Origin of the sequence: Leifsonia sp. NPDC058248 (assembly GCF_042881905.1) — a bacterium.
Classification (GTDB): Bacteria; Actinomycetota; Actinomycetes; order Actinomycetales; family Microbacteriaceae; genus Leifsonia.
Genome location: NZ_JBHVXB010000001.1, coordinates 218,317 through 241,471 on the forward strand (window position 1 = coordinate 218,317; position 23,155 = coordinate 241,471).

Annotated in this window: 31 protein-coding genes; 20 read left to right on the forward strand and 11 right to left on the reverse strand. The window is 67.7% G+C overall.

The features are described from left to right. Positions 1 to 23: 23 nt before the first annotated feature. The 5 genes from ACFVV5_RS01190 (at position 24) to ACFVV5_RS01210 (ending at position 4,495) form a co-directional block, all read left to right on the forward strand. Complete coding sequence (locus ACFVV5_RS01190; protein WP_387237683.1) at positions 24 to 590, forward strand: TetR/AcrR family transcriptional regulator; 567 nt, start codon at positions 24 to 26, stop codon at positions 588 to 590. Between the two features lie 73 nt (positions 591 to 663). Further along, the gene (gene glsA / locus ACFVV5_RS01195; RefSeq protein ID WP_387237686.1) at positions 664 to 1,728 is read left to right on the forward strand and encodes a glutaminase A; all 1,065 of its coding nucleotides are present in this window, start codon (positions 664 to 666) and stop codon (positions 1,726 to 1,728) included. Between the two features lie 141 nt (positions 1,729 to 1,869). Further along, positions 1,870 to 3,240 (forward strand): ferric reductase-like transmembrane domain-containing protein, encoded by a 1,371-nt coding sequence (locus ACFVV5_RS01200; RefSeq protein ID WP_387237689.1) that lies wholly within the window; start codon positions 1,870 to 1,872, stop codon positions 3,238 to 3,240. Beyond that, a complete protein-coding gene (locus ACFVV5_RS01205) occupies positions 3,237 to 3,749 on the forward strand; it encodes an FMN-binding protein (protein WP_387237692.1) in 513 nt (170 codons plus the stop codon). Before ACFVV5_RS01200 ends, ACFVV5_RS01205 begins: the two co-directional genes overlap by 4 nt. Then, the gene (locus ACFVV5_RS01210) at positions 3,746 to 4,495 is read left to right on the forward strand and encodes an FAD:protein FMN transferase (protein WP_387237695.1); all 750 of its coding nucleotides are present in this window, start codon (positions 3,746 to 3,748) and stop codon (positions 4,493 to 4,495) included. The genes ACFVV5_RS01205 and ACFVV5_RS01210 overlap by 4 nt, the downstream gene beginning before the upstream one ends. A 26-nt stretch (positions 4,496 to 4,521) precedes the next feature. Here the strand turns inward: ACFVV5_RS01210 and ACFVV5_RS01215 are convergent, their stop codons facing one another. After that, positions 4,522 to 5,121 (reverse strand): helix-turn-helix domain-containing protein, encoded by a 600-nt coding sequence (locus ACFVV5_RS01215; protein WP_387237698.1) that lies wholly within the window; start codon positions 5,119 to 5,121, stop codon positions 4,522 to 4,524. Positions 5,122 to 5,191: 70 nt separating this feature from the next. On the opposite strand from ACFVV5_RS01215, the gene ACFVV5_RS01220 reads away from it, so the two are divergent. From ACFVV5_RS01220 to ACFVV5_RS01255, 8 genes are all read left to right on the forward strand, one after another. Beyond that, positions 5,192 to 6,166 (forward strand): NAD(P)/FAD-dependent oxidoreductase, encoded by a 975-nt coding sequence (locus ACFVV5_RS01220; RefSeq protein WP_387237701.1) that lies wholly within the window; start codon positions 5,192 to 5,194, stop codon positions 6,164 to 6,166. 204 nt (positions 6,167 to 6,370) lie between these two features. Further along, positions 6,371 to 6,598: a hypothetical protein gene (locus ACFVV5_RS01225; protein WP_387237704.1), complete on the forward strand. Its 228-nt coding sequence runs from the start codon at positions 6,371 to 6,373 to the stop codon at positions 6,596 to 6,598. A gap of 160 nt (positions 6,599 to 6,758) precedes the next feature. Next, on the forward strand, positions 6,759 to 7,253 hold the full coding sequence (locus tag ACFVV5_RS01230) for a hypothetical protein (protein ID WP_387237707.1): 495 nt from the start codon (positions 6,759 to 6,761) through the stop codon (positions 7,251 to 7,253). Between the two features lie 244 nt (positions 7,254 to 7,497). After that, on the forward strand, positions 7,498 to 7,797 hold the full coding sequence (locus ACFVV5_RS01235; protein ID WP_387237710.1) for a peptidoglycan-binding protein: 300 nt from the start codon (positions 7,498 to 7,500) through the stop codon (positions 7,795 to 7,797). Between the two features lie 372 nt (positions 7,798 to 8,169). After that, a complete protein-coding gene (locus tag ACFVV5_RS01240) occupies positions 8,170 to 8,337 on the forward strand; it encodes a hypothetical protein (protein ID WP_387237713.1) in 168 nt (55 codons plus the stop codon). Next, on the forward strand, positions 8,334 to 8,969 hold the full coding sequence (locus ACFVV5_RS01245) for an ABC transporter ATP-binding protein (protein ID WP_387237716.1): 636 nt from the start codon (positions 8,334 to 8,336) through the stop codon (positions 8,967 to 8,969). The genes ACFVV5_RS01240 and ACFVV5_RS01245 overlap by 4 nt, the downstream gene beginning before the upstream one ends. Positions 8,970 to 8,992: 23 nt before the next feature. Next, positions 8,993 to 10,045, forward strand: coding sequence for an ABC transporter permease (locus tag ACFVV5_RS01250; protein ID WP_387237719.1), 1,053 nt, complete (start codon positions 8,993 to 8,995; stop codon positions 10,043 to 10,045). A 187-nt stretch (positions 10,046 to 10,232) separates the two neighbouring features. Next, entirely contained in the window at positions 10,233 to 10,460 is a 228-nt protein-coding gene (locus tag ACFVV5_RS01255; protein WP_387237722.1) for a hypothetical protein, read from the forward strand. A gap of 159 nt (positions 10,461 to 10,619) precedes the next feature. On the opposite strand, the gene ACFVV5_RS01260 is transcribed toward ACFVV5_RS01255, so the two are convergent. The 6 genes from ACFVV5_RS01260 to ACFVV5_RS01285 all read right to left on the reverse strand — a co-directional run bounded on the left by ACFVV5_RS01260 (position 10,620) and on the right by ACFVV5_RS01285 (position 14,892). Continuing rightward, positions 10,620 to 11,465 (reverse strand): phosphotransferase, encoded by an 846-nt coding sequence (locus tag ACFVV5_RS01260; RefSeq protein ID WP_387237724.1) that lies wholly within the window; start codon positions 11,463 to 11,465, stop codon positions 10,620 to 10,622. Positions 11,466 to 11,535: 70 nt separating this feature from the next. Beyond that, positions 11,536 to 12,399 (reverse strand): SPFH domain-containing protein, encoded by an 864-nt coding sequence (locus ACFVV5_RS01265; RefSeq protein ID WP_387237726.1) that lies wholly within the window; start codon positions 12,397 to 12,399, stop codon positions 11,536 to 11,538. A 195-nt stretch (positions 12,400 to 12,594) separates the two neighbouring features. Next, on the reverse strand, positions 12,595 to 13,359 hold the full coding sequence (locus tag ACFVV5_RS01270) for an ABC transporter permease (protein ID WP_387237729.1): 765 nt from the start codon (positions 13,357 to 13,359) through the stop codon (positions 12,595 to 12,597). Next, positions 13,356 to 14,174, reverse strand: coding sequence for an ABC transporter ATP-binding protein (locus ACFVV5_RS01275; RefSeq protein ID WP_387237732.1), 819 nt, complete (start codon positions 14,172 to 14,174; stop codon positions 13,356 to 13,358). Before ACFVV5_RS01275 ends, ACFVV5_RS01270 begins: the two co-directional genes overlap by 4 nt. Further along, positions 14,171 to 14,539, reverse strand: coding sequence for a DUF1048 domain-containing protein (locus ACFVV5_RS01280; RefSeq protein WP_387237735.1), 369 nt, complete (start codon positions 14,537 to 14,539; stop codon positions 14,171 to 14,173). The genes ACFVV5_RS01275 and ACFVV5_RS01280 overlap by 4 nt, the downstream gene beginning before the upstream one ends. A gap of 2 nt (positions 14,540 to 14,541) precedes the next feature. Further along, on the reverse strand, positions 14,542 to 14,892 hold the full coding sequence (locus ACFVV5_RS01285) for a PadR family transcriptional regulator (RefSeq protein ID WP_387237738.1): 351 nt from the start codon (positions 14,890 to 14,892) through the stop codon (positions 14,542 to 14,544). Positions 14,893 to 15,049: 157 nt separating this feature from the next. Here ACFVV5_RS01285 and ACFVV5_RS01290 point away from each other — a divergent pair, with 157 nt between their 5' ends. The 3 genes from ACFVV5_RS01290 to ACFVV5_RS01300 are packed head-to-tail and all read left to right on the forward strand — an operon-like array spanning position 15,050 to position 17,449. Next, the gene (locus ACFVV5_RS01290) at positions 15,050 to 15,991 is read left to right on the forward strand and encodes a S1C family serine protease (protein ID WP_387237742.1); all 942 of its coding nucleotides are present in this window, start codon (positions 15,050 to 15,052) and stop codon (positions 15,989 to 15,991) included. A 42-nt stretch (positions 15,992 to 16,033) separates the two neighbouring features. Further along, positions 16,034 to 16,810: an isocitrate lyase/phosphoenolpyruvate mutase family protein gene (locus tag ACFVV5_RS01295; protein ID WP_387237745.1), complete on the forward strand. Its 777-nt coding sequence runs from the start codon at positions 16,034 to 16,036 to the stop codon at positions 16,808 to 16,810. 3 nt (positions 16,811 to 16,813) lie between these two features. Then, on the forward strand, positions 16,814 to 17,449 hold the full coding sequence (locus ACFVV5_RS01300) for a DNA-3-methyladenine glycosylase family protein (RefSeq protein WP_387237748.1): 636 nt from the start codon (positions 16,814 to 16,816) through the stop codon (positions 17,447 to 17,449). On the opposite strand, the gene ACFVV5_RS01305 is transcribed toward ACFVV5_RS01300, so the two are convergent. Next, positions 17,429 to 17,644, reverse strand: coding sequence for a hypothetical protein (locus ACFVV5_RS01305; RefSeq protein WP_387237751.1), 216 nt, complete (start codon positions 17,642 to 17,644; stop codon positions 17,429 to 17,431). The two genes, ACFVV5_RS01300 and ACFVV5_RS01305, sit on opposite strands and share 21 nt — an antisense overlap. Before the next feature lie 343 nt (positions 17,645 to 17,987). Between ACFVV5_RS01305 and ACFVV5_RS01310 the strand changes: the two genes are divergently transcribed. The 3 genes from ACFVV5_RS01310 (at position 17,988) to ACFVV5_RS01320 (ending at position 19,772) form a co-directional block, all read left to right on the forward strand. Next, positions 17,988 to 18,428, forward strand: coding sequence for a MerR family transcriptional regulator (locus ACFVV5_RS01310; protein WP_387237754.1), 441 nt, complete (start codon positions 17,988 to 17,990; stop codon positions 18,426 to 18,428). Beyond that, positions 18,425 to 19,441, forward strand: a complete 1,017-nt coding sequence (locus tag ACFVV5_RS01315) for an NAD-dependent epimerase/dehydratase family protein (protein ID WP_387237757.1) — start codon at positions 18,425 to 18,427, stop codon at positions 19,439 to 19,441. Before ACFVV5_RS01310 ends, ACFVV5_RS01315 begins: the two co-directional genes overlap by 4 nt. 121 nt (positions 19,442 to 19,562) lie before the next feature. Continuing rightward, positions 19,563 to 19,772, forward strand: a complete 210-nt coding sequence (locus ACFVV5_RS01320; RefSeq protein WP_387237760.1) for a hypothetical protein — start codon at positions 19,563 to 19,565, stop codon at positions 19,770 to 19,772. A gap of 122 nt (positions 19,773 to 19,894) precedes the next feature. Here the strand turns inward: ACFVV5_RS01320 and ACFVV5_RS01325 are convergent, their stop codons facing one another. The 3 genes from ACFVV5_RS01325 to ACFVV5_RS01335 all read right to left on the reverse strand — a co-directional run bounded on the left by ACFVV5_RS01325 (position 19,895) and on the right by ACFVV5_RS01335 (position 21,909). Then, the gene (locus ACFVV5_RS01325) at positions 19,895 to 20,599 is read right to left on the reverse strand and encodes a hypothetical protein (RefSeq protein WP_387237763.1); all 705 of its coding nucleotides are present in this window, start codon (positions 20,597 to 20,599) and stop codon (positions 19,895 to 19,897) included. Then, positions 20,596 to 21,147 (reverse strand): RNA polymerase sigma factor, encoded by a 552-nt coding sequence (locus tag ACFVV5_RS01330; RefSeq protein WP_387237766.1) that lies wholly within the window; start codon positions 21,145 to 21,147, stop codon positions 20,596 to 20,598. The genes ACFVV5_RS01325 and ACFVV5_RS01330 overlap by 4 nt, the downstream gene beginning before the upstream one ends. A gap of 114 nt (positions 21,148 to 21,261) precedes the next feature. Continuing rightward, positions 21,262 to 21,909 carry a protein tyrosine phosphatase gene (locus tag ACFVV5_RS01335; RefSeq protein WP_387237769.1) on the reverse strand — a complete coding sequence of 216 codons (648 nt, stop codon included), beginning with the start codon at positions 21,907 to 21,909 and terminating at the stop codon, positions 21,262 to 21,264. Between the two features lie 169 nt (positions 21,910 to 22,078). Between ACFVV5_RS01335 and ACFVV5_RS01340 the strand changes: the two genes are divergently transcribed. Then, positions 22,079 to 23,035: an NAD-dependent epimerase/dehydratase family protein gene (locus tag ACFVV5_RS01340; protein WP_387237772.1), complete on the forward strand. Its 957-nt coding sequence runs from the start codon at positions 22,079 to 22,081 to the stop codon at positions 23,033 to 23,035. The last annotated feature ends 120 nt before the right edge of the window (positions 23,036 to 23,155 follow it).

Sequence of the window (23,155 nt, forward strand, 5' to 3'; positions counted from 1 at the left end):
CTGTCCGGTAGTACGCTACACCAGTGCCAGCCAACCCGAAAACGAACCGTGGGCCGAGCGCGGGACCGGCCAACCGCCGTGCCCTCATCGCCGCGGCGCGAGCAGTGTTCGCCGAAGACGGGTTCTCTGCCCCGCTGAGCGCGGTGGCGAGACGCGCCGGGGTCGGGCAGGGGAGCCTCTACCGGCACTTCCCCGACAGGATCGCCCTCGCCGTCGCCGTCTTCGACGACAACATCACCGACCTCGAAGCGCTCGGCGCCAGACCGGATGCGCGGATCGCCGACCTCTTCGACCAGGTCTCCGAGCAGGCGATCGGCTCGACGGCGCTGATCGACATGATCACGTCGGAGCGCCATGACCCCCGCGCCGAGCACCTCGGCGAGCGGATCGCCGCGGTCGCCGACCGGATGCTCGCCCGCGACCAGGCTCACGGCCGCATCGCCGCCCACGTGGTGACGGATGACGTGATGTTGTCCGTCGCGATGCTCGCGTTCGCGCTCTCCCAGACCGACCCGGCCGAGAGGCCTGCGGTCGCCGAACGTGCGCGGAGGATCTTCCGCGACGCCTTCGCCCCGCGCGCACGGGAGTAGGAGCGCGCGAACCGTTGCGCCCGCCCCGGCGGCGTGCCTAGTCTCGGGGTATCCGACGAGCACGGAGGACCAGATGGGTTACCCGGAACGGCAGGACTCCCTCCCCGACTTCTCGACGCCGCTGGTTCATGAGGACGAACTGCCGTCGCACGGCGACACCGTCTCGACCGGAAGTCTCCCCGACGTCGAGCGGGTGACGACACTGATCGAGGCCGCTCACCGCCGCTACCGCGACCTCGACGAGGGGAAGGTCGCCGACTACATCCCCTCGTTGGGCGCGGCCGACCCGGCGCTCTTCGGAATCAGCGTCTGCGGGGTCGCGGGGCTGACGACCAGCGTGGGCGACGCTCAGCACCGGTTCTCGATCCAGTCGGTCTCCAAAGTGTTCGTGTTCGCGCTGGTCTGCCACGAACTGGGGCACGCGAATGTGTCGCGACTGGTCGGCGTCAACAACACCGGCCTTCCGTTCAACTCCGTCATGGCGGTGGAGCTGGCGGACGGCGACCCCCGCAATCCGCTGGTCAACGCGGGTGCGCTCACGACGACGGGTCTCGTGCCGGGAACGACGTCGGCAGCGAAGTGGAAGTTCATCCAGGACGGCCTCTCGCGCTTCGCGGGGCATCCGCTCGAGCTCGACATCGACGTCTACGAGTCGGAGGCCGCCACGAACCAGCGCAACATGGCGATCGCCCGGCTACTGCAGAGCTACGGGCGCATGGACTTCGACCCGATCAAGATCACAGATGTCTACACCAAGCAGTGCTCACTGCTGGTCTCGGCCGAGGACCTCGCCGTGATGGCGGCGACCCTGGGTAACGGGGGCGTGAACCCGATCACCCGTGAGACCGTCATCGACCCGTCCGTCTGCCGCGACACCCTCGCCGTGATGGCCACCTCGGGACTCTACGAGTTCTCCGGCGACTGGCTCTTCGAGGTCGGGATGCCCGCGAAGAGCGGCGTCTCCGGCGGCATCATCACGGTCGCACCCGGCAAGGGCGGACTCGGCACCTTCTCGCCGCGACTGGATCCGGCCGGCAACAGCGTTCGCGGGCAGCGAGCCGCGCGCTTCCTCTCGGGCGCCCTCGGCCTCGACATCTTCGCGTCGAAGCCCTTCGAAGCCGAAGCTGCGGTTCACTGACACCACCGTGCGGCTCATCGCAAACTCATAGCCTGCTCCGGGCTTTCTCCGAGCCGCCGTAAGGATGCGCAAAGAATCCGGCGTGATCGTGTTAACACAACCGACGATCAGCCTGGAGGCAGCACTGATGGAGACGCGACCATGAGCGCCGTAGCGACGCCCCGTCACGTCGGTGCGCGCCCCGGAGGCGCGAGGGCCCAGCGGCGGCACTCCCGTCTGGTGCGCATCGTGCTGGCGGCCGGGCTCTTCGGTGTGCTCTGGATGTGGTGGTCGAGCGTTCCCGCCGGCTACGCGGGGACACCGGCGAACCTCGCCACGACGCTGGGGGAACTGGCCGGTCTGCTGGGCGCCTACCTCGTCTGCGCCCAGCTGCTCCTCATCGCACGCGTGCCGTGGTTCGAACGCGCCGTCGGCCTGGACCGGCTGGTGTCGTGGCATCGATCGCTCGGGGCGACCGTGGTGTTCCTCGTCCTCGCCCACATCGCCTTCATGGTGCTCGGCGGCATGATCCTCGACCGATCGTTGCCGTGGACCGAATTCGTCGTGATCCTGCAGGACTATCCGGACATGCTCACGGCGCTCATCGGGACGATCGTGTTCCTGCTGGTGGGGCTCACCAGCGCACGCCTGATCCGACGGGCCCTCTCCTACGAGGTCTGGTACTGGATCCACGTCACCGCGTACGTCGCGATCTTCCTCACGTTCTTCCACCAGCTCAGCGGCGGCGTGCACTTCGTGTCGGATCCGCTGAACCGCGTGCTGTGGCTCCTGCTCTACCTCGGAACCGCCGCCGCGATCGTCACCTGGCGATTCGTGCTTCCCACGCTCGACGCGTGGCGGTTCCGGATGCGCGTCGTCGCGGTCGTCCCCGAGACGGAGGACACGACGAGTGTGTGGTTCCAGGGCAAGAACCTCGAGCAGCTCGGCGTCCGGGCAGGCAACTTCCTGAACTTCCGCTTCCTGTCGTGGGGTCACCTCCTGACCGCGCATCCGTACTCCGTGTCGTGGGTGCCGCGGGACGGTCACATGCGCATCACGGTGGGTGGGCTCGGCGACCACTCGCGGCTGCTCCGACAGATGCGGCCCGGGACCCTCGTCTTCGCGGAAGGTCCGTTCGGGCACTTCACCGCCGATCGAGTGAGCCGGGATCGGGTGCTGCTGGTCGCCGGCGGCGCCGGGATCGGTCCGATCCGGGCACTCGCGGAGGAGCTGCAGGCACGCGGGTTCCAGCCGGTGGTGCTCTACCGCGCGCACTCGGCCGCACACCTCGCCCTCTTCGAGGAGCTGCGGGCGATGCCGGGGGTGTCGGTCGTGCCACTGGTCGGTCGTCGAGCGGAGCTCGGCTACGACCCCCTGTCGGCCGCGGCGCTGCGGTCGATCATCCCCGACCTCCAGAACTGGGAGGTCTTCATCTGCGGACCGGAGGGCATGGCAGCTACCGTCGAGAGCTCTCTGCGGGAACTGAAGGTCCCGGGACGGTTCGTCCACCGCGAAGAATTGAGCATGTCATGAGACGCACGAAGTGGCGGGGAACGATTCTCTTCGTCCTGATCCTGACCGTGATGGGGCTGACCGCCGGGCTCCGGCTGTACGGGGTGGGCGCAGAGGCGGCCGTACCGACCGCCGCGGCCTCCACGGCGACCACTCCGTCGTCGAGCGCGACGACCACGACCGCTCCCGCGCCGACGGCGTCCGCCGCGGCTCCGTCGGCGGCGCCGACGCCGACCCCTTCGGCGTCGGCCGCTACCGCGCCGAAAGTTGTCGACGGGGCCGTGGAGGACACCCCGTACGGTCCGATTCAGGTCGAAGTCACCTTCGCGGGCACGAAGATCACGGCCGTGAAGACTGTGCAGACGCCCTCGCAGGAGGGTCGCTCCGTTCAGATCAACGACTACGCCACGCCGATCCTCGCCCAGGAGGTGCTCGCCTCCCAGTCGGCGCAGATCGACACGGTCTCCGGCGCGACCTACACCTCCGACGGCTACGCGCAGTCGGTTCAGTCGGCGATCGACCAGCGATGAGGTTCCTGGAAACCGTCATGGGCATCCCGATGTCGGTCGACATCAGGAACGAGAGCGACGAGGTTGCCGACGAGGCTGCCGCCGCCGCGTTCGAAGTGTTGCGCGACGCCGACCGGCGGTTCAGCCGCTATCGCCAGGACAGCGAGCTTCAGGCCGTCAACGGGGGACGGCTGGAGGAGGCGGGCTACAGCGACGACCTCCGGGAGGTTCTCCGGATCGGGCGGGCGGCCGCCGACGCGTCGGGGGGAGCCTTCACGCTCCGGGCATCCGACGGCTCGCTGGACACGGACGGCGTGGTCAAAGGCTGGGCGGCGGCGAGAGCGGCCCGCGCGCTCGACGGCCACGGCATCCGGAACTTCTGCCTGAACGCGGGCGGCGACGTCGTGGTCGCGGGGTCGCCGGACGGCCATGCCGCCTGGAACGTCGGTGTGCGTTCGGTCGACGATGCTCAGACGATGATGGCGGTGCTCGCGGTGACCGATTGCGCGGTGGCGACCTCCGCCGCGTACGAGCGGGGCGACCACATCGTCGACGGCCGCACGGGCCGGGCGGCGAGCGGGCTGCGGTCCGTCACCGTCGTCGCGCCCGACCTCACGACGGCGGACGTGCTCGCGACGTCGGTCTTCGCACTGGGAGAGGACGGTGTCGACTGGGCGCTCGGTCACGGCGCGCTCGGCGTGATCGCGATCGCGGACGACGGGCGGCTCCTCGCCGCCGGTGCGCTTCCGCTCGCCGTCGCCAGCTGACGCTGCAGCGACGCCGACGGCTCGCGCTACATTTTTCCGGCCGACGCGAGGGGTGCGGCGGCGGCCCGCACGTGCATCCGCTCGCCTTGGCTGTTGAACAGGCACAGCACCTCGAGCACCTCCGGTTCCGGGTTGCCGAACGCGTGCGGAGTGCGGGTGTCGAAGTCCGCGGCTTCGCCCGGCTCCAGCAGGAACTCCTCGTCGCCCAGCATCAGCCGGAGCCGGCCCGAGATGACGTAGAGCCAGTCCCAGCCGTCGTGGACGCGCTGGGTGTACTCGGCGTCGGGCCGGGGCGGGAGGATCTGCTTGAAGGCGTTCCACTCGGCGGTGCTCCGGGAGAGCGGGACGGTCGTCACGCCGTTGCGCAGAAACGGGCGCGGATGCACGCGCGGATCGCCCGTCGGCGGCGCACCGACCAGGTCGTCGAGCGGCACCCGGTATAGGCGTGCCAGCGGGAGGAGGAGCTCGAGGGTCGCGCGCCTGCTGCCCGACTCCAGCCGCGACAACGTACTGAGCGAGATGCCGCTCGCGTTCGCCGCGGCGGTCAAGGTCATGCGGCGGCTCTCCCGAATGGCCCGGATGCGAGCCCCGGCCGTCGCGAGCACCTCGCGGATGTCGTCGCCCATGTCGCCATCTCCCTTGCTGTTTCAGCAACCAAGCTTGCCAGAGCTGCGCCGCGCGATCCAGAGTCGAGGCATGCGAGACGACATCATCGACACCGAGCTCGACACCGACCTCGACACCGAGATCGCCATCGTCGGAGGTGGCCCGGCCGGCCTGAGCGCTGCGCTCGCGCTCGCCCGAGCTCGCCGTGCCGTGACCGTGATCGACGGCGGCCGGCCGCGCAACCGTTTCGCCTCGCACATGCACGGCGTCCTCGGTCACGACGGCCTTCCGCCGACCGAGCTGCTCCGGCTGGGCCGTGCGGAGGTCGAAGGCTACGGCGGCAGGTTCATCTCGGGTGACGTGACCGAAGCATCACTCGAGGGCGACACCATCCTGGTCGGCACGCCGGCAGGAACGGTTCGCGCCCGCCGCCTGCTCGTCGCCACGGGCATCCGGGATGAGCTGCCCGCCATCGAGGGCCTTCGCGAGCAGTGGGGGTGGGGCGTCGTGGTCTGTCCGTACTGCGACGGCTGGGAGCGCCGCAACGGTGTCATCGGCGTGATAGCGACGTCGCCGGTGAGCGTGGAACAGGCGCAACTGCTGCGGCAGTGGTCCGACCGCATCGTCTACTTCACCAATGGTGTCGGCGAGCCGGACACAGAGACAGAGCGCCGGATGCTCGCGCGAAGCATCCGGATCGAGCGCCGCGGTATCCGCCGGATCGTCACCGACGCGGCCGACACGCTCACCGGTGTGGAACTCGACGATGCGACGGTCGCCGAGCTGGGTGCGATCTTCACCGGCCCCACGATGGTCCCGCGCGACGACCTGCTGCGGGCGCTCGGCGCCGCCACGACGGTGGCGCACGGGAGCGTGTGGGTCGAGGTGGATGCCGACGGCCGCACCAGTGTGCCCGGTGTCTGGGCGGCGGGCAACGTCGTCGACCCGCGGGCGAACGTGCCCGTCTCGCTGGGCGCGGGCGCGCTGATCGCGGGGGCGATCAACGCCGACCTCGTGCGCGACGACGTCGAAGCGGCGGTGTCGGCAGCAGGGGTTGGCCGCTAGGCGCAAACATTGAGCCTTGAGAGTGGCAGATTGTCAACGATCAAGTCATGACCGCGTTGTTGCCGCACCGGCACGGCATCTAGCCACGAGCTTTTCCTATGCAGTGAACGCCGTCGCGGTGCGGTCGATCCCATCCATTTGCTTTGTGTGAGAATTCACAGATAACTTTGTCGTTGTCAGAAATTTCACCATGAGGAGTTACACATGACACGTTCGAAGAAGTCATGGCGGCTGATCGCTGCCGGCGCAACTATTGCAATCGCTTCATCAGTTGCTCTGGCGATGCCAGCTCAGGCCGCCGAGAAGTCCCTTGGAAACATCAAATGCGGGACCTTCCTGCCTGCCAACCCGGAGATTCACTCGATCTCGTCGGCGAAGGGGAACGTCGTCCACGAGATCTACGGCGCTTGGCAGTGCAGGCATGGCCGGTGACGAGCAGCGTCACGGCCGGCTACTCGAGCTCGTACTCTTCGTGGGACGTGCACCACTGGCTGTACTACAAGAACGAGAGTGGCGGTCGGATCAAGGGATCTACCGGAGTCACCTCCGGAAGCCTGCAGTGCCGGTAGCACCATCGGCTTCGGTGTGGCGAGTGGCAGTTGCGGTGCTGCTCGCCACCCCGCCGGTTCTCGCGCTCGGGGCATGCACCACGTCGAGTGGAGAAGCCAGCTCCACCAGTGAAGTTCGCCAGAAGTACCCCACTCCGATGGACTTGGCCCAAGCACGGGCTGAGTGCCTCAATGATCGCGGGTGGGGGGTCAAAGTGAATGAGAACGCCGAGATCGAAGCCGCCTATCCGAGCAACCGCCAGTCGGAGTATGAAGCGGACAACAGGCAATGCCTCGTTGAATTGGGCATCGATCCAGATGCGCCCACTTCTGAAGCAATCGTGGTGGACGCTTACCGCATCTACAAAGACGGCGCCAACTGTCTAAGCGATGCTGGCTGGGACATATCTGACTCACCATCACTTCAGAAGTTCAAGGACACTTACGAGTCTGACCCGTGGTATCCATGGAGCGAAGTGCCCGAACAGGACGCGACCGAGGCATTGAAGCTGTGCCCGGGTCCCGAGCCTACGTATTGAACGGCTGTCCTTGACTAAAGAACGCCAGCAAAGTCGGACAAGGCGGGTAGTCGGCTGGATCGCCGGCCTTGCTGCGGGAAGCGCATTTCTGCTTGGGACGGGGTGGGCTGGTGCGGAGGCGTTCCGCCCGAAGGCCGTCCCATCGGAAGCAACCAGTTTCGTATATGCCAGGGCTCAGATTGGCACTGTCGTGGACACGGTGCAATTGCGGGTTACTGCCGAATGGCAGCCGAGGGAGCCCGTGATGAATCAGGCCGATGGAACGATCACGAGCATCGACACTGACCCCAACAGCCCGATCAACGAAGGGGCGACCCTCTTCACGGTTGACCTTCGCCCTACTGTTGCTGGAGTTGGGGCGACGCCATCCTTTCGAGCGCTTGCCCGGGGAGCAAAAGGCCAGGACGTAAAACAACTCCAATCCCTCCTGTTCAGCCTTGGCTTTTACGAGGGATCGCTGGATGGCGGATTCGGAGCAGCGACGGAGGCCGCCGTCAGGCGATGGCAGTCCACAACGTCCGTCGCGGAGGACGGAATTGTGTAGCCAGGAGACGTCCTCTATTTCAAACAGCTGCCCACCAAGGTTTCACTAAACCGTGAGGCGCTCGTCGTGGGAAAGCGGGTAGCTGGCGGAGACTCGGTTCTACACGTCGTCGAATCGACGCCCTCGTTCAGCTCGGTTGCGACCCCTGCTCAAGCAGCCTTGCTCCCCGAGGGGACTGAAGTCGTCGTGAACTCATCGCACGGAGAGTGGCGTGGCCGAGTTGGCAGCCAACGCCCAAACGAGGACGGAAGCGTCACCGTTGCCATCGGTGGAGTTGGCCATGCCTCATTGTGCGGACGTCAGTGCGACAGGGTTCCTGAAACTCGCTCCCAGCTGCAGGCGTACGCGATCACTGTCCCGGAACAGATTGGAGTGCGCATCCCGGCGGCGGCAATCAAGACGAACGCCTCGGGGACCACGATTGTTATCGACAGGAAGGGCAAGCCCACAACCGTGCATGTCCTCGCCACAGCGCACGGACAATCGGTCGTGGAAGGGATCGCCGAAGGCATCGAGGTGCGAGTCGAGGCGGCGCGGTGATCGAAGCGCGAGGGGTCGCGTTCAAGTACCCAGGCACCGCGCATCTCTTCGAGCGATTGGACGCAACATTCGGGCAGAACGAGATGGTTGCGCTTACGGGCGCATCCGGGCGCGGGAAATCCACCTTGCTGTACCTGCTGGGCCTAATGCTCCAGCCTGTTGAAGGGGAAGTCTATGTATCGGGCGTCCCTGTTTCTGGTCTGCGAGACCGGGACCGGTCCAAGCTTCGAGCTCATCACTATGGCTTCATCTTTCAGGATGCTGCGCTAGATCCCTCCCGAACCGTGCTGGACAACGTGATAGAAGGCTCTCTCTACCGGGGTGACTCCCGCGCCAGCGCGAGGCTCAAGGCCATGGATCTGCTCGAACAGTTCGGAGTAGAGCCACGAAGTGATGCGAAACCGGGCCAGGTGTCCGGCGGGCAAGCTCAGCGAATCGCGCTTTGTCGCGCGCTACTTGGCGAACCCGCCCACCTCCTGGCTGACGAGCCCACCGGGAACTTAGACCCCCGAACCGCCGAAACAGTAATCGAGAGCTTGTCTGAACGCGCGCGCGAAGGCGCGACGGTCATAATTGCGACCCACGATCCCGTGGTCATTGAGCGATGCGACCGGCGGCTACACCTCCCATGATTGCCCTGCTCCGCGAGGCGGCTATGTCCGCAATCACCCGCGTGATTCCAACTATTCTGGCGATGACGATAGTCGCCGGCGCGACGACGACGGTGCTGATGACGACAGGTCGCACGGAGGGGGCTCACCAACGGATCCTCGCCACTGTGGACCAGGCGGGAACGCGCGCCGTGTCGCTGACCGCGCCGCCAAGCGCCGGTCTCGATTCTTCAATCGTGGAGCGTCTAGCCGGAATCGACGGAATCGCTTGGGTGGGTGCGTTCGGTGTCGCGCAGGATGGACGAAACAATCTCCTCCGGGGAGGAGAGGCAGTTGCCACGCGTTCCTTCTGGTCGACGAAGAACGGCTATATCCATCTGCCGGAGGGACGTGCGGAAGGAGGGTGGGCATCGGGCAAAGCCGTTTCCCGGTTGGGCATGGTCGATGGAATGGGTACGGTGCAATTGGACAGCGGTGTCAGCATCGACGTGGTAGGAACCTTTGAGCTCCCAGCGTTCCTCGATGGGCTGGAACCTTCCCTGCTGGTGCCACAGAGCCCAACGCAATACGAGCCAGTCACGTTAGTGGTTGCAATCGCAGACTCTCCTAACCGGGTGCAATCAGTTGGGCATATGCTCATTTCGGTTGCGGACCCCGCTGATGCAGAGAAGCTCAAGCTGCAGACAAGCGCAGAGCTTGCCAAATTGCGGTCGGCTATTGATGGCGGGCTGGGAGACTACGGGCGCGAGATCATGATCGGCAGTTTTGCTGTCACTGCCATTTTGATTGCGGCAGTACTGCTCTCTCTGGTGACAATGCGACGCAAGGACTTCGGGCGCAGACGCGCTCTCGGCGCTACTCGGGGCTATGTAGTTGGACTGATCACTACACAAGGTGCGACAACCGGTGTGGTTGGAGCGCTGTTTGGGGGGCTCACCTCCGCCATAGCACTCTATGGAACCGGTAGTCCATTGCCGTCTGTTGGGTTCATGCTTTCCATCATGCTGCTGATGTCAGTCATCGCCACTATTTCCTCCATTCCGCCAGCGGTGGTGGCTTCGGGACGAGACCCGGCCGCCGAACTGCGCGTTCCATAGCGACGCGCGACCCCCTCCTCCAGAACTGACGGCAGACCCAAGCGGATGCCGTTTGTCGGAGGCGGCCGCCCCAACGGAGATCGATACGCTTGTCGCCGGTGGGCGCGTCGCGAGGGCCAGACCAACGGCACGGGCGGACCCTTGTAGTACGGGCGCTTGGCACGCTCGTTCTCCAAGGAGGATGCCCATGAGCATCTTTACGATCACGGACGAAACCTACCGGGCCTCGTTCATCGGCGGCCCGCTCGACGGCGAGCTCGACCTGCGTCACACCACCGCTACCGAACCGGCCGCCTGGATCAGCATTCACGTAAAAGGTGACGGTGCCGCCTACTACCGCTGCATCGGCGGACACGGAGTCTCGGGGTTGGTCACGTGGGACTACTGGTACGAGTACACGATCCTTGACGACTAGCAGCACGACGTCGAAGCGGCGGTGTCGGCGGCGCCTGTGGCGTGACTCGGCCACCGCGCGCTCGTCGTTTGCCAGTAGGTATCGTCGACACGCCCGGGATAACTGCAACTAGTGGCAAACGACGGGCGCGCGCGGACCTGACCGCCGAAGCAGCGGTGCTCAGGTGATGGCGTCGTGCAGCGCTCGGGCGTTATCGGCGAGCCAGGTCTGACGCCGCAGGATGCGGTCCCCGACGCCTTCGTCCCACATCCGCTGCCAGCCGCCGCCCCATTCGGCCGCGTTGCGACGCATCAGGTGCCACGATCGCTCGGCCCCGTTGCGCGCCACCTCGACGATGCGTGCGCGATCGTCGGCGTCGAGTCCGTAGGCGTCGAGCAGCGCTGCTCCCCGGGCGGCGGCGTCGACCTCGGCGAGGGGCGCGGCGCGGTCTTCGGGCGGCATCCAGGCCGACCACCACAGCAGCAGGTTCACCAGCTCCTCGACGCGGGTCGCCGGGCGCACGAGGTCGAAGTCGATGAGGGCCGCGGCGCGGCCGTCCCGGAAGACGACGTTCTCGGGCGTGATGTCCAGATGCGCGAGGAGTACGCCGGGGCCGGCGATCGAGGGCGGGCATCCGGGAGGATCGGTCGGGCGCGCTGCACGCGACCAGTCCGGCGTTCCCAGGTCCGCGATCGCGTCGTCGTAGGAGCGCACCAGCCGCGCGACGCTGACCCCTCGCGCCTCGTCGCCGACCCACTCGGGCCACGGCCGGTCGGCGACCTCGCCCTCCAGATAGGTGAGCACGTCGCGGTTCGAGCCGTCGACGCCGAGGAAGTGCGGGGCTCCGGCGAAGCCTGCGGACTCGAGGTGGCCGAGCACACGCCGGACGAGTGCCGACGACCCTCCGACCGGACGACGCACGGTGTCGCCCACCCGCACGAGCCCTTCCGTCACGTCGCCGCCGAGAAGGGGTGTCTCCGGATGCACACCCGGCTGTTCGACGTAACGGATGGGCTCATCGATCATCGGCCCATCCTGTCAGAGCACACCCGTGCCGCGCGCGCCGCGCCCTTCCGAAACGCGCGCTTTCGTTCCGTCAGGCGGCATCCGGGATCGCCGGAGCCGCGGCCGGACGGGAAGGTGCCGCGGAGGCGACGGCAGCGTCGGCGCCGCCTCCGTGCACGACACTCGCTGTCGTCTCGCGGGCGAGGAAGCTGCCCAGTTCGCCGATCGTGCTCATCAGCGGTGCGGGGAAGACGACCAGCGTGTTCTTGTCGACGCCGATCTCGACGAGCGTCTGCAGGTTGCGCAGTTGCAGGGCGAGCGGATGCTCCATCATCGTGTCGCTCGCAGCGCCCAGTGCGGCTGCGGCCAGCGATTCGCCCTCGGCCGCGATGATCTTGGCGCGCTTCTCCCGCTCGGCCTCCGCCTGCTTCGCCATCGCCCGTTTCATCTCGTCGGGCAGCAGGATGTCCTTCAGCTCCACGAGGGTCACCTCCACGCCCCAATCGAGCGTCTGCCGGTCGAGGATCTGTCGGATGCTCACATTGAGCGTCTCCGTCTCGGCGAGCGTCTCGTCCAGACTGTGCTGGCCGACCACCTTGCGCAGGGTCGTCTGCGCGATCTGGTCGATGGCCTCGGTGACCGACTGGATCGCGATGACCGACTTGACCGGGTCGACGACCCGGAAGTAGGCGACGGCCGAGACGCCGACGCTTACGTTGTCCCGCGTGATGATGCCTTGCGACTGGATGGGCATGGTCACGATCCGCAGTGAGACGCGGTGCATCACGTCGGCGATGGGGATGATGAAGCGGAGGCCGGGGTCGCGCGTGCGGTGCAGCTTGCCGAACCGCAGCACCACTCCGCGCTCGAACTGTTTGACGACTCGCACGGACATGAAGAACAGGATGATCGCGATGAGAAGGACGATCGCCAGCACGACATAGAACACAACCATGAGACTCAACTCCATGGCGCCGGGTGGATCTCGACGTCGCTCACGCTCATTGTCTCGCCGCCGGACGCCCATGTGGCCATTCGTCGGCATCCTCACAGCGACCGCGATCCCTTCGTAGAGGAACAGAGCGGCGGAACGCGGAACGGCCGGTGCCTCACGGGGAGGCACCGGCCGCGGAGCCGACAACAGTCCTACTCAGCTGATCTTGCGGCGGTAGGCCGCGATCGCGAAGGCGTAGGCGACGACGAGGATGCCGACGAGCCAGGCCAGGGCGACCCAGATGTCGTTGCCGACGGGTTGCCCGGCGAACAGCGCCCGGATGGTGTTCACGATGGAGGTCACCGGCTGGTTCTCGGCGAACCAGGCGACCGGGGCCGGCATCGACTCCGTCGGCACGAACGCCGAGCTGATGAACGGCAGGAAGATCAGCGGGTAGCTGAACGCGCTCGCCCCGTCGACGGTCTTCGCCGTGAGCCCGGCGATCACGGCGAGCCAGGTCAGGGCGAGGGTGAAGAGGATCAGGATGCCGGCGACGGCCAGCCAGACGGCCACGGATGCTCCCGTGCGGAACCCCATGATCAGCGCGACGCCGATGACGATCGCGACCGAGACCACGTTGGCGGCCAGGGACGTGAGCACATGCGCCCACAGCACGCTCGACCTCGCGATCGGCATGGACTGGAAGCGTTCGAAGATCCCGCCCTGCAGATCGAGGAACAGCCGGTACGCGGTGTACGCGATGCCCGATGCGATCGTGATGAGCAGGATGCCCGGGAGCATGTAGTCGATGTACGACTCGTTCGTTCCGATGTTGATCGCACCGCCCAGCACGTACACGAACAGGAGCATCAGCGCGATCGGGGTGACCGCGGTGGTGATGATCGTGTCGGGGCTTCGGAGGATGTGGCGCAGCGAGCGTCCGGTCAGGACGCGGGTGTCGCCGAGGACGTGGGTGGTCATCGGGATTCCTTTCGTGCGGGGACCGTGACGCTGGTGTCGTCGTCGGCGGTGGCGGTCTCGCCGGTCTCCCCGACGAGGGTGAGGAAGACTTCCTCGAGGGAGGGCTGCTTCTCCACGTATTCGACCTTGGCCGGGGGGAGGAGCTGCTTGAGTTCGGTGAGCGTCCCGTTCTGGATGATCGTGCCCTTGTGCAGGATCGCGATGCGGTCGGCGAGCTGCTCGGCCTCGTCGAGGTACTGGGTCGTGAGCAGGACTGTCGTGCCCTGTCCGGCGAGCTGCTTGACGGTCTGCCACACCTCGATGCGCGCCTGGGGGTCGAGCCCCGTTGTCGGCTCGTCGAGGAAGATCACCGGGGGGTTGCCGATCAGGCTCATCGCGATGTCGAGCCGGCGTCGCATACCGCCGGAGTACGTCGCCGCCTTCCGGTTCCCTGCATCGGTGAGCGAGAAACGTGCGAGGAGGTCGTCGGCGATCGCACCCGGGTTCTTCAGGTGACGCAGCCGGGCGACGAGCACGAGGTTCTCCCGGCCGGTGAGCACTTCATCGACCGCGGCGAACTGGCCGGTCAGGCTGATCGACTGCCGCACGTCGCCGGGCTTCGCAGCCACGTCGAAGCCGTGGACCGTCGCGGTGCCCGCGTCGGACTTCAGCAGGGTCGAGAGGATGCGCACCAGTGTGGTCTTGCCCGCACCGTTCGAGCCGAGGAGCGCGAAGATGCTCCCCGCCTGGACGTCGAAGTCGACGCCTCGAAGCACGTGCAGGTCTTTGAAGGACTTCTCGATGCCCTTCACCCGGATGGCTGGTTCCGAGGTCATTTCTGCTCCTCTCGCTCGGCGTCCTCGATCGCCTTGTTCAGGCGGGCGCGCTCCTTGTCGATCCACTGCTGGCCGGTGTAGGCCTGCGCGAAGCTCTCGGCGAACTCGACGGGGTCGTCGCCGACGATGTCGCGCACGGGCGTCCCGTCGACCGCGGCGCGCTCCCACAGGTCGGCCAGGTCGCCGAACATCGTGATGAGGGTGTCGCCGTCGGTGATGCCGCCGTAGTACATCAGGTACCGGTGCACGGCCTTGGCCGCGGTCCCGTAGGGCTCGGGCAGGGCATCGATGCGGGCCTTGTCCTGCTTGTACTGCTTCTTCTGCTCAAGCGACCCGGTGAGGGTCTCGATCCATTTGGCGGCCATGATTACTCTCCTTCTTCCTGCGGGTGTTCGATGTGGTGGTGAAGCTGTTCGATCCGTTCTGCGAGGAAACTCCACGACCCCCAGAACTCTTCGAGGTACGCGCTGCCCTGTGCGTTCAGCGAGTACACCTTGCGCGGCGGACCTTTCTCGGACGGGACTTTTGCCACGTCCACGAAGCCGCGCTGCTCGATCCTGACCAGCAGCGCGTAGACAGTGCCCTCGACGATGTCGGAGAAGCCCTGCTCGCGCAGCCGCGCCGTGATCTCGTAGCCGTATGCCGGCTGCACGGCCAGGATGGCGAGGACGATGCCCTCGAGCGTGCCCTTGAGCATCTCGGTCATCTGCTTGCTCATGGAACCCTCCTTTCAACTACTCAGTGTTGCTGACTACCACTAGATAGTAACACCGAATAGCGGTCGCGCAAGAGAAACTTTTCGGCGAATCCGAACGGTCTGCTGGCAGCGAACGGGCGCCCCAGCGGCACCGGCCCGGCGTACGCTCATGATCCTCATGAACGATCAGCCCGGGATGGATGACGAGGGCCTCCTCGACGCGTACTCGCGAACCGTCGTCGCTGTGGCGACACGCGTACTGCCCAGCGTGGCCAGCGTCACGGTCCGCACCGGTCGTGGAACCGGCGCCGGCAGCGCGAGCGTCATCACACCGGACGGCTTCCTCCTGACGAGCGCCCACGTGGTCGCAGGGGCGAACAGCGCCGAGGCCGCCTTCGGCGACGGCACCACGACTCAGGCCGATGTGGTCGGCCGTGACACCCTCTCGGACCTCGCCGTACTGCACGCGCGTGGCGCGGTGCCGCATCCGGTCGAGCTCGGCGACGCATCGCGATTGCACGTCGGCCAGGTGGTGGTGGCGCTCGGGAACCCGCTCGGCCTCGCCGGGAGCGTGACGGCCGGAATCGTCTCGGCCCTCGGCCGTTCGCTGCCCACCCAGTCCGGGCGCGTGATCGACGAGGTCATCCAGACGGACGCCGCGCTGAACCCGGGCAACAGTGGAGGGGTCCTGGCGGACAGCTCGGGCCGGATGGTCGGGGTCAACACCGCCGTCGCCGGCATCGGTGTCGGCCTGGCCGTTCCGATCAACGCGACGACGCGGGAGATCATCACCGCGCTCATGACGAAGGGCCGCGTGCGGCGCGCGTGGCTCGGGATCGCGGGGGCGCAGGTGCCGCTCTCACCGGAACTGGCCGCGCGGATCGGGTCGCCGACCGGCCTCCAAGTGGCCGGCGTCTCCCCCGGAAGTCCGGCCGCGGAGGCGGGTCTCCGGCGCGGCGACATCGTCGTGGAGTTGGCCGGCAAGCATGTGGTCACGGCCACCGCCGTGCAGCAGTTGATGGTCGAAGACGCCATCGACAGACCGATCGAGATCACCGTCTGGCGCAACGGCGCGCTGGTCGACGCCATCACCGTGCCCAGGGAGCTCGACGAGTCCTGAACGGGCATCCCATCGCGCCGGTTCCGGACGTAGGGTGAGGAAATGACAGGACTACAAGACCGTGCCGCCGAGCTCCGCCGGCTGCACGAATCCCCGGAAATTCTGCAAGTCGTCAACGTCTGGGACGTGGCGAGCACTCGCGTCATCGCCGATCTGCCCGAGACGCGTGCTCTCGCGACGGCCAGTCACTCGATCGCGGCCTCGTACGGCTACGAGGACGGCGAGCACATTCCCCTCGACCTGATGATCCAGGCGGTCGGACGCATCGCCGCCGCCACGGACCTGCCGGTGAGCGCCGACCTGGAGCGCGGTTACGGCGACCCCGGCGCGACCATCCGGCGTGCGATCGGGGTCGGCATCGTCGGCGCAAACCTCGAGGATCAGCGCCGCCCCTTCGACCAGGCTGTCGCCGCGGTGCGGGCGGCGATCGCCGGCGCCCAGGCCGAGGGCGTCGCCTTCGTTCTCAACGCGCGCACCGACGTGTTCCTCGGCGACGACCCGCGACCGGACGACGAGAAGGCCCGGGATGCGATCGAACGCGGGCGCGCCTTCCTCGACGAGGGTGCGACCTGCGTCTTCGTCCCGGGCAAACTGGATGAGCGGACCGTGGAACAGCTGGTCGGCGGCCTCGGGCCGCAGAAGCTCAGCGTGATCGGCGCCCCCGGCTCGCTCGCCCCGGCGCGGCTGCAGGAGCTCGGCGTGGCGCGCATGTCGTACGGCCCCTGGACCCAGCGGGTCGCCCTCACGGCGCTGCAGGATGCCGCGAGTGCGCTGTATGCCGGAGGAGCCCTCCCGAGCGGCACGCGCGCGCTGAACTGAGCGATGGTGACCCCGGAGGAGGCCGCGCAGTTCCTGGCAGACCGCGACCCAGTCATCGCGCGCCTGCGGGAGGAAGATGGACCGCCGCACGTTCCGTTCCCGCCCGAGACGCCGTTCGCCGGCTTGGTGCGCGGGATCACCTCCCAGCAGATCGGCGGCGCCGCCGCCACGGCGATCCATGGCCGGCTGATCGCGGCCCTCGGAGGGGAGGTCACGCCCGAGCGCATGCTGACGCTCTCTGACGCGACGCTTCGGACGGTAGGTCTCTCGGGTGCGAAGGTCCTGTCGTTGCGCGACCTCTCCGCCAAAGTCAGCTCCGGTCAGGTGGAACTGACACCGCGCGCGCTCGAGCATCGGACGGACGACGAGATCGTCGCGCAGCTCAGCGCCGTGCGCGGCATCGGACGCTGGTCGGCCGAGATGTTCCTGATCTTCCAGCTCGGGCGGCTGGACGTCTGGCCGACCGGCGACCTGGCCGTGCGCAAAGGATTCGGGCTCGCCTGGGGGATCCCCACCCCGACGCCCAAGGAGCTCGAACCGCTCGGCGAGCCCTTCCGCCCGTATCGCACGATAGCCGCGTGGTACTGCTGGGTCTCCGCCCGGCTCTACGGGCGCTCGTCAGCTGGGCCGACCGGCTGACTCGAAGACCCAGAGCGTGCGCACGGCCTCGCCGAGCGTCGGGAACGTCCCGAGCTGCCGGTCGGCCCAGTCCGAGAGAAGATACCCGGTCGCGGTGCGCCACACCTGTCCGGCCACGAGAAGCGTTTCGTGCAGCTGGATGTCCCAGCGTCCTTCACCCGCATCGACGACGTCGAATGCGTCCGCGTAGCTCATGAGCCACCTCCTGCGGTGATCGGCCTTCCGGTGATCGAGGAAGGCTAACCCCGTGAGATGACGGGAGAGCAAAGCCCGGACGAATTGCCGCCTTCCCGGCCGGGTGCGTGTTTCGCCGACTTCAGCCGAACAACCCCTGCTGTTCACTCCGGATGCACCAAGCGGACCCGCTCGCCGTCGAGAATCGAATCGTTCACCGATGGTTCGCTTCGCCACGAGCCTCGATGCGCCGCCTAGCGAATCGTTTGCGACTCGACGGCGACGGCGTGACCGGCGCCGTGGGGGTGGCCGGTCACGCGCTCATCTTGACTTCAAGCGCTTGAAGTCTGTTGTGATGGTGTGCATGACCACGTTGACCATCCAGGATGTGTCCCGGCAGAGCGGACTCAGCGAGCCGACCCTGCGCTACTACGAGGAAGCCGGCCTCCTCGGACCGATCGCCCGCGACGCTCGCAGCGGACACCGGCGTTACAACGACAGCGACCTCGATGCCGCACAGGTGCTCGCCTGCCTGCGCGCTATGGGCGTCGGGATCGAAGACATGCGCACCTATCAGGCGAATCGACGGCGCGGGCACGATGCGGCCGGCGAGCAGCGAGACATCCTGCTCCGGCACGCCGACCGCGTCGAAGCGCAGATCGCGACCCTTCGTGTGCACCTCGAGTACCTCCGAGTGAAGGCAGCGCTCTGGGATGCACGCGATCGTGGCGATGTCGCCGCCGAAGCGGAATCGCACATCGAGCTCGAATCCATCCTTCCCCGACTTGAGGAGACATTCCGATGACCACCACGACCACCACACCCACCACGCTCGTCACCGGCGGAACCGGGTACCTCGCAACCCGACTCATCGCAGACCTGCTCGCATCCGGTGTCGACGTCCGCACGACCATCCGCACACTCGATCGTGCCGACGAGGTTCGCGCAGCTGTTCGCCGGGCTGGCGTCGACGATGCCGGATTGTCGTTCACGGTGGCGTCGCTCACCGACGATGCCGGGTGGGACGACACCCTGTCCGGGATCAGCGAGGTGTACCACGTCGCGTCGCCGATGATTCAGTCGACGAACCGTGACGAGGTCGTCGTGCCCGCACGCGACGGAACGCTGCGCGTGCTCCGCGCGGCCCGTAACGCCGGTGCCCGCCGTGTCGTCCTCACGTCATCGTTCGCCGCCGTCGGCTACTCCCCGAAGCCGGTGCGCGACTACGACGAAACCGACTGGACCGACCCGGCCACCCCCGGACTCCCGGCTTACCCGCTGTCGAAGGCGATCGCTGAGCGTTCCGCATGGGACTTCATCGAGCGGGAGGGCGACGGCCTGGAGCTCGCCGTCATCAACCCGACCTGGATCGCCGGTCCGACCCTGACAGCGTCGGCGCGTTCCTCGCTTCAGGTGTTCACGGGGATGCTCGACGGCACGATGACGGCAGTTCCGCGGCAGCGCTTCGGGCTCGCCGACGTGCGAGATGTCTCGTCGGCGCACATCGCGGCGATGGCGACTCCAGCGGCCGCGGGGAAGCGCTACCTGGTGCTCGCGGACGGGCCGACGCGGACGTTCCTCGACGTTGCGAACGTGCTGCGGGCCGAACTCGGCGACCTCGCCTCACGCGTCCCGACCGAGGAGCTGCCCGGGGACGAGCCCACGCCTCTCACTATCCACAACGAACGCGCGAAGAACGAGCTCGGCCTGCGACCGCGTCCCGCCGTCGAGACGATCGTCGAGACCGCCGAGAGTCTGCGCGCCTTGGGATTGCTCGCGAACCCGGCCACCCCGGTGGGCTCAGACGAGACGGAATGATGGCGCCCACCCGCACCACGTGACCGTCCGATACGGATGGCGCTCGGCCCTGCAGCGACATCCGCTCACCAGAGCTGCGTGCTTTTGGAGTTCGGCGGTGTCTCTGTCAGATGATGAACCGGTGAGCATCGACCACGATCGACACGAAGGAGTGCCCAAGACGGGCGCCCGGATAGAACTCGTGCGCTGGATCCGCGGGTCCGACGGGCTCGTGCCCACCGTCGTCACCGGGACCTACCTCGGTGTCGAAGATGACGTGTGGGTGATCCGCCACCCCGACAACAGCGAATGCCGGTATCCGCGCGCCGATTGGATCCGCTGCCAGCCCTGAGTACCGGTGGCAATGCGACCTCCTCGCATCTGTACGCGTGAAGCATGGGTCTTGTCCCCCGTGGGGGAATACTTCTCCAGTTCAGGCGTAGCAAAGGGTCGCCGGTCACGCGCTCCGTGCGCCTACCGCGTGGGTGGATTCGTCGGGCCCGCTCCGAGGGGCGGCAGCGTGGGGATGATCGTGCCGAGCGGCGGCGGCGGTTGCGCAGGCAGACTCGGCACGGCGGGAAGCGTCGGAGCCGGAACGGGGACCGGGACGGGCACGGGAACAGGGTGCACCGGACGGCCGCTGGGCGGCGGTGCCGTCGGCCGGGTCGTTCCTGAAGCGGGTGCGTTCGGCGTCGTCGGGGCGGTCGGGTGCGGGCCGGCAGGAGACGGGGGAGAGACCGGATGGTTCACGGTCGTGGGCCGGACAGCCCCGGGCACCACGGCGTTCACGACGCTTCCGATCCCGGACTGCACGGACGCGCGGAACTCCGGACTCACGGCGGCGGCAGCGGATGCGCCGATTCCCGCCGTCGCGATCGCCGCGACCAGCGCGATGGTCGTGGTGTGCCAGCGGGAACGCTTCGCTGTGCGCTCGCGAGGGGCCATGAGTGCGGCGAGCTCGGCGGAGGGGGCGGGTGCCGGAGCGTGCGCGAGCGCGCGGATGCTCGCCAGCGCGAGGAGGAGGGCCTCATCACCGTCGGGTGCGCTGTCGGAGCCGGGCCGCGCATCCGGGGTGGGCTCGTCGAACGCGCGGAACTCGCCCGCTGCCGCCGACGCGCGGTCTTCTGCGATCAGGCGCGCGAGGAGCTGCGTGCCGAGATCCGTGTCGTGGTCCGTCATGGTGTGCCCTGGACTTCCCTTGCGAGCTGGTTGCGGAGGTTGGTGAGTGCGCGGTGCTGCAGTTGCTTCACGGCGCCCGTGCTCTTGTTCATGATGGTCGCGGTCTGCCCGAGCGACAGATCGGCGACGACGCGGAGGCTCAGCACCTCGCGCTGGTCGTCGTTCAGCCCGGCGAGGAGTTCGAGAGCGCCGGCGCCGGCCAGCGACTCGAGTGCCTGGTCCTCGGCGGAGCCGGTGGTGCGCTGATCCGATTCGGGGTCGTACTCCGTCGTCGGGGGAACCGAGGCCCGGCGCCGGTGGTGGTCGACGGAGCGTGCGTGTGCGATGGCGAAGACGAGCATCCGAAGCCCGGATGCGCCCCCGCGGATCGAGGACAGCTGCGGATACAGCGCGAGGAACACGTCGTGCGTCACCGCCTCCGGGTCGTCCACCCCGCGCGTCTTCAGGTAGCCGCGGACCGACGGCGCCAGGTGGTGGTAGGCGTGTTCGAGCAGCACGGACGGCTGGGTGCGCCCGAACGTCACCAGTTCGTCGGTCAGTGCTTCCATGTCCTCATCCGTGGCCGCCCCGCGGCCGGCGCACCGTCTACCCGAAAGACGTGCGCCGCCGCGGGGCGACCAGGTCGTGCGGGGCGCCCGCGGTGGGCGCCGCAGCGGCCCAGCCTACTTCGAGGCCGGGTCCTGAAGCGTGTGCGAAAGGTCGGGAACCGTCGACGGCACGCCCGGCACAGACGGAACGCCCGGCACGGAAGGAACGGTCGGAACGGCGGGTGCAGAAGGCACGGCGGGGATGCTCGCGGAGCCCGTTGCGGAGCCCGACCCGGTGGCGGAGGCCGACGCGCTGACGGGCAGTCCGAGCGCCCGGTCGCAGTAGGCGGTGACGTTGACGTCGCCGTCGGCGGCGACCGAGAGGGAGTGGTAAGCGGCGGTCGACGTGCCGAGCCCACCGGCGACGAACGCGCTGCAGAGGCTCTTCGCGTCGAGGGTCGTGCTGGCGGTGGCAGCGGCGGCGGTCGACGAGTCGTTTCCGCGCGTCGCGCTCGCGGCGGCGGTCGTCGTGGAGTCCGTGCTCGCGCCTGCAGCCGATGCCCTTCCGCTCACGGTGGCGCTGCGGTGCTCGATCAGCTCGCCGGCCTTCTGCGCCGCGGCGGCGGGGGCGCCGAGCAGGTCGTGGGCGGCCTGCTGCGCGGGGGTCGGGAGTGTTCCGTTCAGGGCCGCCGTTGTTGCAGCGGTGCCGCCGGCCGCGACGGTGCCGAGAGCGAGAGCGCTCACGACGAGCTTGCCGGTGAGAAGCGAAGAGAAGATAGGCACGAGGCCTCCGGTTTCGTATCGATGTGCTGGTGTACGCGTGGGATCTCGCCCACACACCCGAGTAATCGAATGCCGGACCGGAAAGGTTACGGGTGCGCCTGAAATTCTTTCGCGTCTTTGGAACCCCGGCCGTAGGTTGGTTCCAGGACCATCCCCCGTAAGGAGCTTCATGAAGATCGTCGTCATCGGTGCGACCGGACATGTCGGCGGCTACCTGATCCCGCGCCTGGTCGCCGCCGGCCATGAGGTCGTCGCTCTCAGCCGGGGGACCTCCGAGCGTTACCGCGACGATCCGGCCTGGGAAAAGGTCGAGCTCGTCACCGCCGACCGGGAGGCGGAGGACGCCGCCGGCACGTTCGGCGCGCGCATCGCATCCCTCGAAGCGGATGTCGTGATCGACATGATCTGCTTCACCCCGGAGTCCGCGAGGCAGCTCGTCGACGCGATCCGCGGCCGCTCGCGGCTCGTGATGTGCAGCACGATCTGGGTCTACGGGACGCTCACCGCGGTCCCCGCGACGGAGGATGACGCCGCGAGCAGTCCTCCGTGGGGCGGGTACGGCACGGGCAAGGCGGCCATCGAAGCGCTGTTGCGCGAGGAGGGCGAGAACGGTTTCCCCAGCCAGGTGCTGCGACCGGGACACATCAGCGGTCCGGGCTGGAAGGTCATCAACCCTCAGGCGAACCTCGATCTCGGCGTGTGGGAGAAGCTCGCGAGCGGCGAGACGCTGACCCTGCCGAACTTCGGCCTGGAGACCGTTCACCACGTGCACGCGGACGACGTGGCGCAGGCGTTCGCCGCGGCGGTGGAGGTGGGACGCCCCGAGCGCACCGAGTTCTACAACATCGTCTCCGACCGCGCCCTCACGCTCCGGGGTTTCGCGGAGGCAGTGGCGTCGTGGTTCGGACGCAAGGCCTCGATCGAGTACGCACCGTTCGACGAGTTCCGCACCCGGGTGGCGGCAGCCGACGCGCGGACGACCGAGGAGCACGTGGCACGCAGCCACTCGATGAGCATCCGGAAGGCGCGCGACGAGCTCGGCTACGCGCCCGCGTACACCAGTCTCGAAGCGGTGCGCGAGGCCGTCGACCAGCTCCGGGCCGTCGGCCTGATCCGGGTGCCGTAACCGACCCTCACTGCACCGGATGCCCTCCCCGGCCGCAACCCGAAGTGGGGCTGCCCGCGCGTTGTCAGGCCGTGAGACCGTTGCAGCAGGATCACGCCGACGTGCTCCCGCACTTTCGAA

Coding starts and splice junctions, on each gene's coding strand:
- glsA (WP_387237686.1), top strand. CDS start 664: ATGGGTTACCCGGAACGGCAGGACTCCCTCCCCGACTTCTCGACGCCG.
- ACFVV5_RS01200 (WP_387237689.1), top strand. CDS start 1,870: ATGAGCGCCGTAGCGACGCCCCGTCACGTCGGTGCGCGCCCCGGAGGC.
- ACFVV5_RS01205 (WP_387237692.1), top strand. CDS start 3,237: ATGAGACGCACGAAGTGGCGGGGAACGATTCTCTTCGTCCTGATCCTG.
- ACFVV5_RS01210 (WP_387237695.1), top strand. CDS start 3,746: ATGAGGTTCCTGGAAACCGTCATGGGCATCCCGATGTCGGTCGACATC.
- ACFVV5_RS01215 (WP_387237698.1), bottom strand. CDS start 5,121: ATGGGCGACGACATCCGCGAGGTGCTCGCGACGGCCGGGGCTCGCATC.
- ACFVV5_RS01220 (WP_387237701.1), top strand. CDS start 5,192: ATGCGAGACGACATCATCGACACCGAGCTCGACACCGACCTCGACACC.
- ACFVV5_RS01225 (WP_387237704.1), top strand. CDS start 6,371: ATGACACGTTCGAAGAAGTCATGGCGGCTGATCGCTGCCGGCGCAACT.
- ACFVV5_RS01235 (WP_387237710.1), top strand. CDS start 7,498: ATGAATCAGGCCGATGGAACGATCACGAGCATCGACACTGACCCCAAC.
- ACFVV5_RS01250 (WP_387237719.1), top strand. CDS start 8,993: ATGTCCGCAATCACCCGCGTGATTCCAACTATTCTGGCGATGACGATA.
- ACFVV5_RS01255 (WP_387237722.1), top strand. CDS start 10,233: ATGAGCATCTTTACGATCACGGACGAAACCTACCGGGCCTCGTTCATC.
- ACFVV5_RS01260 (WP_387237724.1), bottom strand. CDS start 11,465: ATGATCGATGAGCCCATCCGTTACGTCGAACAGCCGGGTGTGCATCCG.
- ACFVV5_RS01265 (WP_387237726.1), bottom strand. CDS start 12,399: ATGGTTGTGTTCTATGTCGTGCTGGCGATCGTCCTTCTCATCGCGATC.
- ACFVV5_RS01270 (WP_387237729.1), bottom strand. CDS start 13,359: ATGACCACCCACGTCCTCGGCGACACCCGCGTCCTGACCGGACGCTCG.
- ACFVV5_RS01275 (WP_387237732.1), bottom strand. CDS start 14,174: ATGACCTCGGAACCAGCCATCCGGGTGAAGGGCATCGAGAAGTCCTTC.
- ACFVV5_RS01280 (WP_387237735.1), bottom strand. CDS start 14,539: ATGGCCGCCAAATGGATCGAGACCCTCACCGGGTCGCTTGAGCAGAAG.
- ACFVV5_RS01285 (WP_387237738.1), bottom strand. CDS start 14,892: ATGAGCAAGCAGATGACCGAGATGCTCAAGGGCACGCTCGAGGGCATC.
- ACFVV5_RS01290 (WP_387237742.1), top strand. CDS start 15,050: ATGAACGATCAGCCCGGGATGGATGACGAGGGCCTCCTCGACGCGTAC.
- ACFVV5_RS01295 (WP_387237745.1), top strand. CDS start 16,034: ATGACAGGACTACAAGACCGTGCCGCCGAGCTCCGCCGGCTGCACGAA.
- ACFVV5_RS01300 (WP_387237748.1), top strand. CDS start 16,814: ATGGTGACCCCGGAGGAGGCCGCGCAGTTCCTGGCAGACCGCGACCCA.
- ACFVV5_RS01305 (WP_387237751.1), bottom strand. CDS start 17,644: ATGAGCTACGCGGACGCATTCGACGTCGTCGATGCGGGTGAAGGACGC.
- ACFVV5_RS01310 (WP_387237754.1), top strand. CDS start 17,988: ATGACCACGTTGACCATCCAGGATGTGTCCCGGCAGAGCGGACTCAGC.
- ACFVV5_RS01315 (WP_387237757.1), top strand. CDS start 18,425: ATGACCACCACGACCACCACACCCACCACGCTCGTCACCGGCGGAACC.
- ACFVV5_RS01325 (WP_387237763.1), bottom strand. CDS start 20,599: ATGACGGACCACGACACGGATCTCGGCACGCAGCTCCTCGCGCGCCTG.
- ACFVV5_RS01330 (WP_387237766.1), bottom strand. CDS start 21,147: ATGGAAGCACTGACCGACGAACTGGTGACGTTCGGGCGCACCCAGCCG.
- ACFVV5_RS01340 (WP_387237772.1), top strand. CDS start 22,079: ATGAAGATCGTCGTCATCGGTGCGACCGGACATGTCGGCGGCTACCTG.